Here is a 15209-nt window from a genome sequence, read left to right as displayed (position 1 = left end):
ACTACTATGCAATCGTATATTTTTACTTTAATGTGTCTTGCATCTTTAGCATCGTTGGTAGCTTTTGATGCCGCGAATTCTCGCAAACGATGTCTTTGTTCCCAGTTTATTGAGCGTCAGGAAAATTTTATGACGGCGTGTCGTTCTGCATGTGCGGAAGTCGAGTATCAAGAAAAAGCGAAAAAACTTACCGTTATAGATAAAGTTTCTAAGGAACATGAAACTTCTGTACCAAGTAAAACTGCGAAAGTTGTTACAAAAAAAAAACAGAAGTATCGTCTTCTTCAAGTTCCTTTTTCAAGACCTCCAAATAACTCCCGGTACAACCTTTATGCCTTGTTTATGGAACTCCCAGAAATCCATTACAATTCAGCATCGTGGTATTCTATTTTTGTCAGACTTTTGAAACGAGTTTATGTAGATACAGGTAATGTTCCTCAAGGATCAGAGTATCTTATAACGAACACCTTGTTGAGCAAAAAGGAGGAAATTATGGAGGGAGCAGCTAAGTTTGGTCCCGATATTATTGAAACTCTGACGCTTCCAAAAGAAGAGGCTGATATTCTTTACACAATGTTAAAAGGATCTAAGAATGCTCAACCCTTACTAAATTTCCTTCATTATGAGGAGAAATTGCCAAGCAATTGCAAACTTAACCTTATTTTTATGGATCCTTTATTATTAGAAGCTGTGATAGATCAACCTGCAGTATATCTTGAGATAAACACTTTGCGTAATGGCATTTGGGAGTCTGTTAAGCGTCAAGAAGAAGCCATACAAAAGCATGGACAAGCTGCTGCAATAGAGTTATTTAAGACTAGAACAGATTTTCGTTTAGAGCTTAGAGATAAAACTCAACTAATTTTGAGTCAACATGGTTTGATAGAATTGATAAATAAAAAGCTATTTGATTTTACCTTAGGCTGTGCTGGGGATTATTTATTTCTTGTAGATCCTGATACTAAAACAATTTCTCGATGTCGCTGTTCTTCAAAGAGAGTAAAACTATAACTAGAATTTTTGATTTATTTTTTATATAAATTTTTTTAATAATTAGTATTAGATGAATCATTAAATAGAATTTCATTTTTTTACGAGGTACAGAAATGGCAAATGAAACCCCAAAAGAAGACGTTTCCAAAGAGCCATCTTCGCAATTTGATGGTATCAAAAAGAAAGTCAAAGATTTGCATGCAAGTCCCAAAGTAACTAGTATGAAACATTTCTTTACGCATCATGCTCGCGAAGTTATTGGCGGAGCTCTTGTTCTTTTCGGGATTATTTCTGACTTCGTCTCTTGGATGGGAGGGATGTTTGTCGCTTGTGGTATCGTTTTAGGTTTTTATCAAGAAATCCGCACGACTCTAGCTAATTTACAACGCTACTATGCTAAAAATGGTCCAATTAAAAATGCTCTTCTTTGTGGACTTCTACTGTTTTTTATCTTAAATATGTTTCCTTTCTCTGTTTCCTTCCTACTTTTATGTATTATTCTTACCTTTATTGTTGATTCCCCAGCTTCCTCGTGTTCTAAAAAACAGTGCTCTCATCATCATCAGAACTCCTCATCAGATGAATAAATCCTTGTAGCTATTTTCTTTTCTGCTCTTTTTTAAGAGAGCAGACAGGTTTCCTTCCCTTTAATTTTTAATATCTTTGTTATAACACTTGAGGATTCGTACCAAATAGCATCATAGGAGTTTCTTTGAACCAAGCTAGAGTGAAGTAATCCAGTTGTTTAATGATGAACCACCAAGCTATTGTCAAAAAGAGAAGTCCCATGAAGGCTTTTAATGCAGAAAGCAAGTAGATAACCTGTACTTGGGGCGCCATTCGGTTAATAATTCCCAAAAAGAGATCGGACATTAACATTGCTAATGCTGCTGGAGCACTGAGTTGAATTGTCATAATAAGACTCAACTGACATATTTTCAGGAGAGTAGACCAAATAGGGGCATGCAAGCTCATCAGCTCTGGAGGAAAAAAATTGTGAATGGGAATCACTTCAAGAGACTGTAGAAGAAGAGAAAAAACGATCCGATGTCCTCCTAAAGACCAGAAAGCTATGGTAACAAAATAGTGATAAAAAATTCCATGAGGGGAGGTTTGCTCAATAGAAATTGGAGAAGTAGACCCTTCGAGACCTTGAATACCCTGCTGATTTGTAATGAAAGATCCTGCTGATTGTGCTGCATAAAAGGGAAATGATAAAATAAAGCCAATAATCACTCCAATAATCATTTCTTTAATTAGCAAAATATAAAAAAGATTTTCGTTTGTATAATTTGCTATACGAGTATCCATCAAGACTTTAGGGAAAATAATAGCGAGCCATGATATTCCGATACCAATTTTTATAAGAGAAGGAAAAAGTTTTGCTCCTAAAAATGGTACTACAGCAAAAATTGGTAAAAGGCGGGCTAATAATAATAAAAATACTGACCAAACATAGGCTGGAGGTTGTTGAAAAATATAATTTAGATAAGTAGATCCCAAATGAGAAACAAGCTCGGGTAGATTATGTCCCATGCTGTTTATTTCCATTTATAGAAATTTTGAAAAATCTGACTTGCGAAACGTAAAATCATAGTACTAAGCCAGCCTCCAGAAATCATTAAAGTTCCAAAAATTACGACAAGCTTAATAGCAAATGCAAATGTTTGTTCTTGAATTTGTGTTGCTGCTTGGAAAATAGCAACCATAATCCCGACTACGGAAGCCAAAATGATAGGTGGAGCAGAAACAATGAGTATTAACAAAAGAGATTGGTAAGAATATTCAAATAAAACTGATTTGAAGCTTGTTGCAAGAGTGAGCACGGTCAATTTCCTATTTAAAACTAATCATAAGACCTTGAAGAAGCAACGTCCAACCATCTACCATCACAACAAGCAATAACTTTAGTGGTAAAGAAATTGATAGAGGGGAAAGCATCATCATTTGCATAGCAACCAAAATGTTTGCTGTAACTAAATCAATGACAAAGAAAGGCAAGTAAATCAAAACTCCGATTTCAAATGCATTTTTAATTTGTCCCATAATAAAAGCAGGAATAATGATAACGAAATCTGTTGCGGATACATGCTCGCGAATTTCTGAAGGAAAAGTTTTTTGTGAAATTTTATAAAAACTTTGAATTTGAGCTTTTGGAGTATTGCGAATTAAAAAAGACCGTAAAGGTTCTTTAGATTTATTTAATGCAACAAAAACTGTTTCTGCTCCTTCTGCTGTGAATAAATTTCTAGGAATAGTGTTAGCTTCGATTTCTTGTTTAGCATCTTTATACATAGCTACTCCTGTTGGGAACATAACATATATAGAAAGAATAAGAGCTATACCATTAAGAACTTGGCTGGGAGGTGTTTGTTGAACGCCTAAAGCGTTTCTCAGGAGTACTAAAGTGATAATAATCTTCAAATAGGAAGTGAGTAACATTACCAGAAAAGGAGACAAAGCTAGAAAAATAAGGATAACAGCTTGTGTTGTTAAATCTGGATAAGTCTCAGAAAAACTTCCTTCAGATAAACCTTCTCTAGGCAAAACATCATCTGCAGAGACTGGAGCGCGATATGACGGCATAGGAATCGGTTTTGTCTCAATCTCTGGAGAAGAAAGTATTTGTTGTGGAGGCGGAAGATCACAGCGAGAAGGACAAAAATTAGAATAGGGATCATCGGTACTAGCTAAACACCATGAAGCATTAAAGGCAAAAATGCAAAAGAGAATTTTGAAAATGATGTGCATGATGATGGAATACCTTTATTCTTTTTTATTCTTAGCTTCATGAGGTGATAATGAGGATTCAGATTCGCTTGGGTCTTTTTGCTTTAATATAGAAGAGAAAGCTTTTTCTAATGCAGATAATTGTACATCAAGTTGAGCATTTACAATGCCTGCTTCTGTCTCAATGATACAGCCTCCTGGAGCAATATCTTGTTTAGTGGTAAGGATTAAAGCGTCGGCGTATTCTACTATTTGTTTTAAGTCTGGACGACTTTTTTCTACTAATGGTAAATCTTGAGGGTTTAGATAAATGGTGATCTGTTTATTTTGAGTAAGCTCTTTTAATGCTTGAGAAATTATAGAGACTATTGTTTCTGGATGCATTTCTAGTTCTTTACCAATGATTTTCTTTACACTGGCAATAGCAAGATGGACTAAGGAATCTCGAAATTGATCTCTCAAGTGATGGGCTTCTTTCTGAAGAAAAGCAAGTTGCTGATTCCATTTTTCGCAACCTTCTTGAAATCCCTGATCTTTAGCTGCTTGGCAAAGTTTGATGCACTCTTCTTCTGTACTTTTAAGAAAAGCCTCACTATCTGCTTTGGTTTTATCTAAAAGTTCTTTTGCTTCAAGAAGAGTTGAAAATGCCTCGGGACTTAAAATTTTTTTATTTAGCGAGACGTCGTTATCTTTATGTATTAAACTGAAAAATTTCATTTATACAATGGCGTAAAACTTCAAAGTATCTTGAAAGCAACGCCGCTCCTTTTAATGTTAAAATGTGATTTTTTGCATAAGTTCTACAAAGAGCTGATCTTTTGTATTTTCGTTATCTAATAATTTTATTTTTCTTTATGTTTACTGTATTAAAACTTTTAAACATCTTTCTAAATTATTTTTATAATAATCTACGTATGAATGCCCATAGGATTCTTTTAAAGCTTGTTCAAAAATATAACCTCTACGAATGTCGAGTCTTCTTAAGAAATACCATAAAAAAGAAGCGTCTTCTTTGACTAAAGCTTTTCCAAGAAAACGTAAACCTTGAATATGAATAAACTGATGTAGTTCTGAATCCTGGTCCCAAGAACTGAGAAAATTTGTCGTTTCAAGATTTTTCATTGGGTGAGATTGACAATAGGTTAAAAAGAGTTTTTCTGTAGAGGAGAGAAGCTTTTTCACTCGTTCAAGAACAACTTTATCGACAACATTTTTTAGCTCTTTTGCTAAATAACATAACCCTAAGCAATTGATAACAGAAATTTTAGTTGGACCGGAATAATACAGTATAGCATTTATAGTTGATGCAGGAAGAAAAACTTCTTCTACAATGCCTTTGGGACGAAGTTTTTCGTTTAACATATTTAAAAGATAGAATGCACCGAAATTAGAACAACGTTTTTGTGCTACAGTGACGTTGGGTAGTGAAGGTAATAATTCTCGGACTAAAGTTTCTGGAAGACAGGCAAGCAGCTGACTTTGTATTTCTTTTGGAAGTTCTTTCATTGCGATAGCAATCCAAGAAGGATGGATTGTCGCTAGCCAACGCATGGAAAAAGAGAGAGAGCTTAAAGGAATTTCTTGTGTATGAGAAGAAGGAACAAGAAGAGAATCTGGCAAAAATTTTGCTAGATTATCCTCTTTTGAGTGTTTCATTAAGATATCTAGAGTTCCAAAGGTATTGGCGGTCACTAGCTTTCCTCATTTGCAGAGTTTCCTTCTGGAGCTTCTGTTGAGGTTTCCTTAACTTTTGTTGTATCTTCTCCTTCTGTAGAAGCATTATCTTTTTCTTCAGGAGCTTTGTTTGATACTTTGGCTGCATCTAAGGCAACCTTAGAATAAGGAGTTGGAGCAAAGAAGTTTTTAGCTCCTCCTAAGGAGATAATTAACGTATGTGTTTTCCAAATGATCCATAAAAGGCTACAGGAAATAATAAATAGGATTAGAATCAAAAAATAAAAAATTAAGCGAAATTTGAGAAGCGAAGATTTTGCTAAAATTATCCCCCAAACAGAAACATAATCAATATCATCTGTTAATCCCCAAGGACCGTTAATAGTAATATCACTATAAGCAGCTCGATCACTGACTACAGAAACATTTTCAGGAGCCAACCCTGGAACTGCACTTGCTATTAAACGTTTAATTTTAGAGATCATTATACTGTTAGGATTATCTAAAACTCCTCGATGTTTAATATAAACAGATGCTGTTAAAGGTTGGGCTTCATCGTTATCTGTAGAAAAGGAAATTTGAACACTAGCATCAACTATACCATCCATTTTTCTTATAGTTGTCGCCATCTGTTCTGATAGGCCTTCTTGATAGCGAATTTTTTCTTGTAACTCTGAAGGTACTAGTCCTTGTTTTGCAAATAAATCTAACAAACTGGTTCCTTTCATTCGCGGAAGGCCTGCTTGGTTTAGAATAGCAAGAGCTTCGGTGATTTGTGCTGCAGGGACAGAGATATCCCAAAGTTGTTCAGTGGAAGCTCCTCCCGTAGCTGAAGCTATTTTAGGAAGTTTTTGTGCAGCAACACCTTTGCTTACAAGAAGAACTACAATTTCATTTGCTTCTCTTCCTGGAAGCCCATGAACTATGAGAGATCTGCTGTTGCAACTTGTGCAGCAAAACAGGGTTAACAAAAAGAAAAAGCAACAAGAAACAGAACTACGAAACATAATCCACGCATACCTTTTTACTCACCATAACAAAAGGGGGGATTAGTGCCAATCGTGAACATTTAATAATAATTATCGTCTTTATTATGATAAAGCTATGGTTATAAAAAATCGTTTTGAATTCTTTTTAGGGAAGATAAATTCTTTTTGAAGAGATTATAAGTGACTGTGTTTCTTTTGAATAGTATCTAAAACAATATCTGCATTAAGACTTGATCTTACAAAAGGTCCTGCATAAATAAATAACCCTAGGGATTCTCCAACTTGGCGATAATAATCAAAAGTTTCTGGAGTAACATAATCTTTTACAGGAATATGCAAACGTGAAGGACGCAAATATTGTCCAATTGTTACAATTTTTACTCCAATAGAAACAAGGTCTCGAAGAGATTGTTTTACTTCACTTTCTTGCTCTCCTAATCCAACCATAATTCCTGATTTAATGAATAAATCAGGTTGATACTTCGCTGCTGCTTCAAGCATAGACAGAGATCTTCTATAAGTAGCTTTATGGCGAACCATAGGAGTTAATCGTTCTACTGTTTCTATGTTATGATTGTAAATTGCTAATCCTGAATCTAAGAGAGAGTGTAACGCTGGGATATTTCCTTGAAAATCTGATGCAAGTACTTCTATAGTTGCTAAAGGAAGCTCTTCTTTTAATTTTTGAATAATACGAATTAAACCTTCTGCACCACCATCTTCTAAATCATCTCGAGCAACCATTGTAATAACGACATGACGAAGACCTAGAGCTTTTGCTGATATAGCTATTTTTTCTGGTTCTTTAGGATCGAGTGGCTGGGGTTTTTGGGTAAAGTCAATGTTACAAAAACCACATTTTCGAGTACAAGTAGATCCGAGAGCTAAATATGTTGCTGTTTTTCGAGACCAACATGAAGTTCGATTTGGACACAACGCTTCTTCACAGACTGTAGCCATCCCAACATTTTTTATAGTTGCATCTGTAGTTGCAAATACTGATCCTTTAGGAAGAGAGCGTCGTAACCAACTAGGAAAACGCTTAGGAAGGCGTTTTTTTTCTAAGGAATCTGTTGTTTTCATGGTCTTGGAGGAAGATGAAGAGGTTGATTTACTGCAAGTAAAGCACTTTCAGCCCAAATTTCTGAAAGAGTTGGGTGTGCATGGATTGTTTCGTAGATACAATGTAATGTCAACTCATTGCGAATTGCCAAAGTCATTTCTCCGATGAGGGATGCTGCATGAGGTCCTACAACATAGGCTCCCAAAATTTGTTGTGTAGTCTCATGACTGATAATCGTTGCAAAACCATTAGATTCTTCCATCACAACAGCTTTCCCTATAGCCTTGAATGGAAATTTTGTTAGTTTAATGGGAATATTTTGTAGTTGAGCTTCATATTGGGAAAGTCCTGTTATAGCAATCTCTGGATTTGTAAAAATCACAGAAGGGATAGCAGAATAATCCATAACCGCATTATGGCCAGATACATTTTTCCCTGCAACGACTCCTTGGTGAGAAGCTACATGCGCAAGTAGCATTTTTCCAGTAATATCTCCAATGGCAAAAATATTAGGAACATTTGTTCGCATTGTTTCTTCAACAGGAATCACTCCTCGCTCATCACGGATCACTCCAGCATTATCAAGACCTAAATTAGAAGTGTTAAACAACCTTCCTATAGCTATCAAGGCAATGTCAAAGTGTTCTGTTACGTCATTTACTTGAATTGCCACATTATTTTGAGTCTCTTTTAAAAGAGAAATAGAAGCTTTTGTGAGAACTCGAATTCCTCGTTTTGTAAACTCTGTTGTTAGGGTTTTAGAAACTTCAGGATTATTAATAGGAAGAATATGATCCATAGCTTCTATTATAGTGACTTCAACTCCTAGGGTTTGGAATAGTGAAGCAAATTCACAACCGATAACACCTCCACCGATAATTGCAAGTTTATTGGGTAAAGTAGAAAGATTTAACATTTCTGTGGAGGATAAGATCCTAGAAGAAAAAGGAACTCCTGGAAAAGGTTTCGGTTCCGAGCCAGTTGCTAAAATAATATGCTTTGCTTTGATTATTGTTGTGTCCGTTCCAATAACTTTAATTTCCGTCGAAGAGATTAAAGAACCCCTTCCACTTAAAGTTGTAATCTTATTACTACGGATAAGCCCTACTAAACCTTGTTTTATACCTTGAACTATGGAATTTTTTCTTCCCACCATCGTAGGGTAATCTATAGAATAGCCTTCTATATTAATCCCAAATTTTTTTGCCTGTTGAATTTGAGATACTAAATTAGCACCAGTAATTAATGCTTTAGAAGGAATGCATCCACGATTTAAGCATGTCCCTCCCTCATGTAATTCTTCGATAAGAGCTGTTTGTAATCCTGATTGAGCCGCAGTAATAGCTGCGACGTATCCTCCTGGGCCTGAACCTATAACAACGCAGTCAAAATCTTTAACCATTGTATTGTCCCTACTCTTATTTAAAAATATGCAGGATATAAAAATCCGAATTAATGAATCTTACAAAAACGCGATAATGTTTTTGAGGAGCTTTTGCGCATTTTAAATCTAATGATTAATTTTCGGCATTGATTTTTTCCCAATAGAAGTTATAGTTTAAGGGAAACTCTGCATTAAGCTTTATTTAACGTAGAGCTATTTTAAATCTCTTCATAAATTATAATGAAGAAGGCTAAGCCCATGCCATTCGCTAAAGAAACGGAGATGCAACGGACGTGTTGGAAATGTGAAGGTAGTGTATCAAAACATGTACCTCAATGTCCTTATTGTAGTGCATTTTTACAAGATCCTCCAATTGCTTCGGGAGGGTTTGCGTCTTGCCATATTTCTCTTTCGGAAGGTTCTGCTAAGGGGGAAACAGAAGATCTTTTTGCTGTTTCTTCTGAAGATTGGGAAGCTGTTTTAGAAGATCAGAAAAACTTTAATCAAACAAATGAACAACCAAAATTACGTTATACGTGGTTACAGTATTGGCCTGTTATAACTTTGTTTCTTGGGATAGGTTTTGCAGCATTTACTTTGCTGATTTTGTTTTTCGCTACGGATGAAGGTCTCTCCTTAACTTGGCCTAAGAATCGAGCGTATATTTATGGCTTTTTTGGAGCTGTTCTTATTTATCAAGGATATAAAAAATTATCAGATACTTCTCTAACTAAGTAACTTTTGATCTTCATTGCTTTCTGTTTCATTATGTTCGTCTTTATAAGAAAGTATCACTATTAGATCTTCACGGTTTAACATATGTAGGAGATTAGAATCTTGAGTTGCTATAATTTTGTCTAAAAGACGTATTTTCTTTTCTATAAGGTAATGAATTCTTTCTTCTAGGGTGTTTTCTGTGATTAGTTTATAGATGAAAACAGTTTTTTTTTGTCCGATTCTATGCACACGGTCTAGGGCTTGGTTTTCTTTTGCAGGATTCCACCAACGATCGTACATAATCACAACATTACCTGCTGTAAGATTGATACCAGTTCCCGCTGCTAGTAGAGATCCTACAAATACTTGACATGTAGGATCATTAGAAAATAGTTCTATTTCCTCTTTTCTATTCAAAGATTTCCCTTGGATAGAAGCATATTTTATACCTTTTTCTGTTAAATACTGCGTAATGATTTGAATCATGTGGATATATTGCGAGAAGACCACAACTTTATAACCGGATGCTAAAGATTCATGAAGCAACTTCACAAAAACATCCCATTTTCCAGATTGATGTTGGTGATAATTTTGAGGCTTTTTAAAAAATACTGCTGGATGGTCGCAGATCTGCTTTAGATGATTTAAGAGCGCAAAAATATGTAGGAAATTTGAAGAAGGCTCTTCCGTTGTTTCTAATTGTTGAATTTGATTTTTTTCTTTTTGTAAAGCTGTTGAATAGAGCTTTTCTTGCTCTGGGGATAATACACAGGGTACTATGGATTCTACTTTGTCCGGAAGTTCTGGAAGAACTAATTTTTTAGTTCTTCTTAAGATAAAGGGACGAGTAAGTTTCAATAACAGATCTTGATAGGGAATGACCTCTTCTAATTCTTTATGAACGACTTTTTTTGTAAAAAGTTTTTTAAACAGAGTGTCTGAAGGTAAGTAATTTGGTAAAATAATATCTAGCAGTCCCTTAAATTCGAAAAGATTATTTTCTATGGGTGTTCCTGTAAGCCCTAACTTCATATGAGCATTTAAACGACAAAGAATCTTGTGAATTTGGCTAGTTTTATTTTTTGCCATATGAATTTCATCAAATACTGCTATAGCAAAAGATTGTTTATAAAATTTAGCGTAGTTTTGTCGAAGAGTTCCGTAGGATGTTAAAATAATATCGCTATTAGAAGGTAATTCTTTAGGCTTATTTGGACCATGAAAAGTGAAAATACTAACTCCAAGTAAATGCGTACTTAAAGTGTATTCCCAGTGAGGTAGTACACTAGTTGGGCATACTACTAAAAATTTAGGATAAGGAGGTTCTTTTGTTGATTGATAGACAATATCTAGAAGAGCTGTTGCTTGATGTGTTTTCCCTAATCCCATCTCATCACAAAGAAGTCCTGATAGCCGGTAATTGTATAGAAACCATAACCAGAGCAACCCATTATTTTGATAAGGCCGCAGTTTGTGATCTATAGAGAAAAAACTTTGTGGAATAGGTGGTAGGCAAGCAGCTTTTAATTGTGAGAAGAATTGCAAATCTTCTTCACAAGCGTTGACATTTTCGGCTAAAATTATCGGAGCTAGAGCATCTAATTTAAAAATATCTGTAACAGATGCCATAATGGTGCTTGCTGTTATTAGACATTTCTGTGTGGTAAGGAATTGCTGTAAAAATTGAAATAGATAATGTTGCAGATAGAGAAAACCTGCTTTTGTAAACAGATAGATTTTTTTACTCTTAAGTCCTTGTAAAATCGTCTCCAAAGGAACACAACCAATATTCGTTTTCAAAGAAAACTCTAAATGTAGAGGAGAAGCAGGATGAGGACGTTTAATAGATAAAATAATGAGCTCGAAACTTGTTGGAAGATGTGTTTCTAGATCTGGAAATAAGATCCGATCATTATGGAAGAATTTTTGAATGAAGTCAGGAACCTGCTCTGCAGGAATATGTGCGGGTAGAGAATATACTGTTTGTAAAGAAATCGGAAGTTGTATGAAACCGACTCGTTCTTGATAAATGAAATTACCAAATAGCCTACAAGTTTCTTCTACGCCTTTAATTTTTGGGATAAGGCTTAATCCTGAATTTTTATTAGTTTCTTTATGTACTTCGAGATAGAGGTCGAGAGAAGCTACATGAGAAGCAAAGAATCCAGGAAGTTTACGCAAAGCATGTTCATTTTTGGTAATAAACGTAGGAATGTCTATAGCTTCGATGATTAAGCCATCTTGAATTGGGCTGTCATCTTTTTCTTGAAGAAAAAATCCTTGGTTAGAGTAATACGTCCATCGTCCAAAATGAATTTCTGTAGTTCCAGATTCTCTGATATCGTAGTGAAATAATAGAACGCCTTGATCCGTGACATTATAAGTAAGATTTCTTTCAGGGTTTTTTTCTGTGAATGTTTTAAAACCTGTTTCTTGGATAAGGTGTCCTGTTTCATCTAAAAACTCTTCAATTTGATCTGACTTGACGATAAACGTCGTTTGAGGATGAAGAGCTCCTGATATGGGCTGTAGCCCTAAACCTAGGTCATAGCAGTAATTAGGATAAATTAGACAACCATTATCTAAATCTCCAGGAGTTTCCAAATAAGCTGAAAAACACAGAGATGCATCTCGAAGAAAATAAATGGTGTAGCGTAAAGGTTTTTCTTCTGTATTGTAATAAAGTTGGGGTAGCAGTTGACGCTGTATTTTTTCTGGAAGAAGAGGAAGAGTATAAATAGGTAGGGAAACTTTTTTAGGAAGAGAAATTACAGTTTGTCTTCCTGTAAGATAACTTGATGCCCCTATGTTTACTATAGTCTGTTCTAAAATAGCTTCTTTAGGCTTTTCTGGATTTATAATAAAAGATACTTTTGAAAGTTTAGGGTCTACTTCTATAGTAGATATTGAAAAGTCTTCATGAGATTCTTGTAAAGTTGTGTGAGGTATTTCTATTTTAGGAAAGAGATCTTCGAGTGTAGGAAAATCCAAAAGTTTTCCTTTAAAGGTGATATCCTGCCATTGAAGAGAAAACAGACAAGGAAGCCCCTGAGAATCCTCTTCTACCTGTAAAAAAGCTCCAGATTCATTAAAGAAAAAGAAATATTTAGCTACACGATATAAAATTGATTGTGAAAACGTTTTTTTTATATGTGTCTTAGATTCTGATGTTATATGAATTATAGGAAGCCATTTTTGGAAAGCTTCATAAGATAAACAGGAAATTTCACACGCAATATGCGGAGAATTTATGGTATAAACCATCCCTTCTTGCGCTTTTAAATCTGCAGAATCTAAAAATAATTTTAAAAAGAATTCATACCAAAAAGAATGTCGAAATTTATAGTGTAAAAATGCAAATGCTTGTGAATCATAAGCAGCTAAATACGCAGTCATTAAATGTTCGCAACATTCGCCTTCGGGGCAACTGCAAGAAGCAAAGATTAGTCTATCCTCTGAATCAAACTTTAAGGTGTTAGTCCAGAATCCTTCTGGAGAATTTTCATCAGGAATTTGGATTGAATAACAATCTTCAAAAAAATCTATATGAATATCATCACGATTGGCTGTAAGAGATTGCAGTGCAACCCTTCGAAAGGTCGCTAGTGCTTCTAAAACCATAATATTATTATGCTAGTAAATCCAAAATTATTTTTAATTCATCAGTCTTAAAATAACTGTAAGAGATAGGGTTAAATAAAATAAAGCTCGGACATGACGGAAATTCCATAACTTATAAGCAATACTTCCACAAGTTAATGCAATTAAAGCAGGGTAACAGAGTTGCAGTAAGGGTAAAAGCAGTAAGCTGATATTTTCAAAATTCAATATGGAAATGAGATATGTTGGAATCAAAGTCAAAACAACAGCAAGAGAATAAGTAAGTTTTTTAGATGCTATTATTCGAGCACAGAAATCTGCAATAATTCCAACTAAAGCAATTTCTGTTGTAAGACATGCAATAAAAACGCTTGTTCCAGTTAAAATACTATTAGGCCCTAGTGCAATTATGGAAATTTTTCCAAGAATATGTCCTTTGCTGACGTTTGTTAGGAGTCCCGCATGGCGGGACGCACATAAGGCAAAGCTTAAATAAGTCAAGCTCAGTAATATAGTGGAAAGAAAAAACCCGAGAATAATGGAGCGTTTATTTTTTTTGCTAATACGTTGAAAATTTAGAGGTGTTTCTTCTTCTTCTTCACTACTACCATTTGTTTTCTCTTGAGCCATCATTTGCCTTAGTGAAATAAGTACTATAGAGCAAAAGAAAAATGCTGCGAGTAAATCCATAGTATTGAAGCCTTCTATAAATCCTGTAAGCCATGCTTGCTTACTGTTAATAGTAGAAACTACGATACTTGGATGTGCAGAAATAAAAAAGCCTCGGATAATGATCCAGAGTAAAGAAAATAGCATTACAGGGAAAAAAACAGTTCCTAGCCACTGAACTAAACGACTAAGTTTACACGCAAAAACATATATTAAAACGCAACTAATCAAACTATAAATTGGAAGATTAGGAAGTAAGGTTGGTGGGGTGTCTGATAAGGATGCTAGAGTTGCATGGGAAACAGCAATGGCTCTAGGAATACCTCCAAATGGGCCGATTAGACATAATATGGCAATCGTTAAAATCATCGCAGGAATCTTTCCAATAGAAGCGAAAAAGCTAGAATAATCGCCGGAATAAAGAAGCATGCTTAACAATCCTAGCAAAGGGACACAAACAGCAGTAAGAATCATGCCAAAGCAGGCAAACCAAGGGTGCGCATGACAATGATATCCTAGTGCTAGAGGAAAGACTATATTCCCTGCGCCAAAAAACATGGCAAAAATAGATCCTCCAATAGATAAAAAAGAAGGTCCCTTATTGGGGCAAGCTTCATTCGAAGATTTTAATTTCATTTTCTATAGAGATTTTGAATGAGATATTTATGTAGTTTAAGAAAATTCTCTCATAGAAAGCAAACTATTTTCTCTTTGATTTTGAGAGAGACTTTTCGAAAGCTTTTAGTTAACAGTAAATTTTTAGATACCAGGATCATATTTCTTTTTAAAAAGATAAAAGCATATAGGACAATTTGTAATTTTATGGTGTAAAGCTGGACAAAACTTTCGTGCATAGTGAATTAATTGTAGATGTAGTTTTGGGGTATTGTTGTTCTCAAAAAATAGAGTTAAATCTTTTTCTGCAGCAGAAGGACTTTTCTTTTTAGTAATCTCCCAACGTTGCGCAAGACGTAATATGTGGGTGTCTACAGGAAATGTTGGTTTGTTATAGATAATCCCAAGAAACACCGATGCTGTTTTTCTTCCTACTCCAGGGAGCTGGGTAAGAAGAGACATTTCTGCAGGAGGTTCGCCGTTATATTTTTGAATGAGAATTTTAGCCAACTTTTGAATGTAAAGAGACTTTCTTTGACCGAGACCGCAGGGAGCTATAAGTTTATAAAGCGTTTCGATGGGTAAACTTGCCATGGAGAGGGCATTTGGAGCAGTCTTAAAGAGTAAAGGTATTACAGTGTTAACAGCTTTGTCAGTCGAGTTCCCTGAGAGTAAAATTGCAATAAGAAGTTGAAAAGGTGTAGACCAGCCTATCAGTGACGGTTGTGGATTTGGAAATAATGTGTTTAATGTAGAAAGGATAAATGATTTCATA

Annotated in this window: 14 protein-coding genes; 3 read left to right on the top strand and 11 right to left on the bottom strand. The window is 35.0% G+C overall.

What is annotated here, in order from left to right; all coding sequences use genetic code 11:
• Positions 1 to 6 precede the first annotated feature (6 nt).
• Positions 7 to 1011: a hypothetical protein gene (locus tag JMS40_RS01015; RefSeq protein WP_201456420.1), complete on the top strand. Its 1005-nt coding sequence runs from the start codon at positions 7 to 9 to the stop codon at positions 1009 to 1011.
• Positions 1012 to 1106: 95 nt separating this feature from the next.
• Complete coding sequence (locus JMS40_RS01010; RefSeq protein ID WP_201456419.1) at positions 1107 to 1580, top strand: hypothetical protein; 474 nt, start codon at positions 1107 to 1109, stop codon at positions 1578 to 1580.
• Between the two features lie 79 nt (positions 1581 to 1659).
• Here JMS40_RS01010 and JMS40_RS01005 read toward each other — a convergent pair whose 3' ends face one another.
• The 8 genes from JMS40_RS01005 to lpdA all read right to left on the bottom strand — a co-directional run bounded on the left by JMS40_RS01005 (position 1660) and on the right by lpdA (position 8851).
• Positions 1660 to 2529 carry an EscT/YscT/HrcT family type III secretion system export apparatus protein gene (locus tag JMS40_RS01005; protein ID WP_201456418.1) on the bottom strand — a complete coding sequence of 290 codons (870 nt, stop codon included), beginning with the start codon at positions 2527 to 2529 and terminating at the stop codon, positions 1660 to 1662.
• A gap of 5 nt (positions 2530 to 2534) precedes the next feature.
• On the bottom strand, positions 2535 to 2819 hold the full coding sequence (gene sctS, locus JMS40_RS01000; RefSeq protein WP_201456417.1) for a type III secretion system export apparatus subunit SctS: 285 nt from the start codon (positions 2817 to 2819) through the stop codon (positions 2535 to 2537).
• A 10-nt stretch (positions 2820 to 2829) separates the two neighbouring features.
• Positions 2830 to 3744 (bottom strand): type III secretion system export apparatus subunit SctR, encoded by a 915-nt coding sequence (gene sctR / locus JMS40_RS00995; RefSeq protein WP_201456416.1) that lies wholly within the window; start codon positions 3742 to 3744, stop codon positions 2830 to 2832.
• 15 nt (positions 3745 to 3759) lie between these two features.
• Positions 3760 to 4440 carry an HrpE/YscL family type III secretion apparatus protein gene (locus JMS40_RS00990; RefSeq protein ID WP_201456415.1) on the bottom strand — a complete coding sequence of 227 codons (681 nt, stop codon included), beginning with the start codon at positions 4438 to 4440 and terminating at the stop codon, positions 3760 to 3762.
• Positions 4441 to 4581: 141 nt separating this feature from the next.
• Positions 4582 to 5415 (bottom strand): hypothetical protein, encoded by an 834-nt coding sequence (locus tag JMS40_RS00985; protein WP_201456414.1) that lies wholly within the window; start codon positions 5413 to 5415, stop codon positions 4582 to 4584.
• Positions 5415 to 6404: a type III secretion system inner membrane ring lipoprotein SctJ gene (sctJ, locus tag JMS40_RS00980; RefSeq protein WP_201456413.1), complete on the bottom strand. Its 990-nt coding sequence runs from the start codon at positions 6402 to 6404 to the stop codon at positions 5415 to 5417. Before sctJ ends, JMS40_RS00985 begins: the two co-directional genes overlap by 1 nt.
• 156 nt (positions 6405 to 6560) lie before the next feature.
• On the bottom strand, positions 6561 to 7469 hold the full coding sequence (lipA, locus tag JMS40_RS00975; protein ID WP_201456412.1) for a lipoyl synthase: 909 nt from the start codon (positions 7467 to 7469) through the stop codon (positions 6561 to 6563).
• Entirely contained in the window at positions 7466 to 8851 is a 1386-nt protein-coding gene (gene lpdA, locus JMS40_RS00970) for a dihydrolipoyl dehydrogenase (RefSeq protein ID WP_201456411.1), read from the bottom strand. Before lpdA ends, lipA begins: the two co-directional genes overlap by 4 nt.
• Positions 8852 to 9091: 240 nt before the next feature.
• Here lpdA and JMS40_RS00965 point away from each other — a divergent pair, with 240 nt between their 5' ends.
• Positions 9092 to 9571: a phage holin family protein gene (locus JMS40_RS00965; protein WP_201456410.1), complete on the top strand. Its 480-nt coding sequence runs from the start codon at positions 9092 to 9094 to the stop codon at positions 9569 to 9571.
• On the opposite strand, the gene JMS40_RS00960 is transcribed toward JMS40_RS00965, so the two are convergent.
• The 3 genes from JMS40_RS00960 to nth all read right to left on the bottom strand — a co-directional run bounded on the left by JMS40_RS00960 (position 9560) and on the right by nth (position 15208).
• On the bottom strand, positions 9560 to 13171 hold the full coding sequence (locus JMS40_RS00960) for a DEAD/DEAH box helicase (protein ID WP_201456409.1): 3612 nt from the start codon (positions 13169 to 13171) through the stop codon (positions 9560 to 9562). The two genes, JMS40_RS00965 and JMS40_RS00960, sit on opposite strands and share 12 nt — an antisense overlap.
• 33 nt (positions 13172 to 13204) lie before the next feature.
• The gene (gene brnQ / locus JMS40_RS00955; RefSeq protein WP_201456408.1) at positions 13205 to 14455 is read right to left on the bottom strand and encodes a branched-chain amino acid transport system II carrier protein; all 1251 of its coding nucleotides are present in this window, start codon (positions 14453 to 14455) and stop codon (positions 13205 to 13207) included.
• A gap of 123 nt (positions 14456 to 14578) precedes the next feature.
• Positions 14579 to 15208, bottom strand: coding sequence for an endonuclease III (gene nth, locus JMS40_RS00950; RefSeq protein ID WP_370545310.1), 630 nt, complete (start codon positions 15206 to 15208; stop codon positions 14579 to 14581).
• Position 15209: the final 1 nt, after the last annotated feature.

The sequence above is a fragment of the Chlamydia sp. 17-3921 genome (assembly GCF_902705545.1).
In the GTDB taxonomy this organism is placed as follows: Bacteria; Chlamydiota; Chlamydiia; order Chlamydiales; family Chlamydiaceae; genus Chlamydia.
This window is presented reverse-complemented; position numbering and strand designations above follow the sequence as displayed.

Coding starts and splice junctions, on each gene's coding strand:
- JMS40_RS01005 (WP_201456418.1), bottom strand. CDS start 2,529: ATGGGACATAATCTACCCGAGCTTGTTTCTCATTTGGGATCTACTTAT.
- nth (WP_370545310.1), bottom strand. CDS start 15,208: ATGAAATCATTTATCCTTTCTACATTAAACACATTATTTCCAAATCCA.
- JMS40_RS01015 (WP_201456420.1), top strand. CDS start 7: ATGCAATCGTATATTTTTACTTTAATGTGTCTTGCATCTTTAGCATCG.
- lpdA (WP_201456411.1), bottom strand. CDS start 8,851: ATGGTTAAAGATTTTGACTGCGTTGTTATAGGTTCAGGCCCAGGAGGA.
- sctR (WP_201456416.1), bottom strand. CDS start 3,744: ATGCACATCATTTTCAAAATTCTCTTTTGCATTTTTGCCTTTAATGCT.
- JMS40_RS00965 (WP_201456410.1), top strand. CDS start 9,092: ATGCCATTCGCTAAAGAAACGGAGATGCAACGGACGTGTTGGAAATGT.
- brnQ (WP_201456408.1), bottom strand. CDS start 14,455: ATGAAATTAAAATCTTCGAATGAAGCTTGCCCCAATAAGGGACCTTCT.
- lipA (WP_201456412.1), bottom strand. CDS start 7,469: ATGAAAACAACAGATTCCTTAGAAAAAAAACGCCTTCCTAAGCGTTTT.
- sctJ (WP_201456413.1), bottom strand. CDS start 6,404: ATGTTTCGTAGTTCTGTTTCTTGTTGCTTTTTCTTTTTGTTAACCCTG.
- JMS40_RS01010 (WP_201456419.1), top strand. CDS start 1,107: ATGGCAAATGAAACCCCAAAAGAAGACGTTTCCAAAGAGCCATCTTCG.
- JMS40_RS00990 (WP_201456415.1), bottom strand. CDS start 4,440: ATGAAATTTTTCAGTTTAATACATAAAGATAACGACGTCTCGCTAAAT.
- JMS40_RS00960 (WP_201456409.1), bottom strand. CDS start 13,171: ATGGTTTTAGAAGCACTAGCGACCTTTCGAAGGGTTGCACTGCAATCT.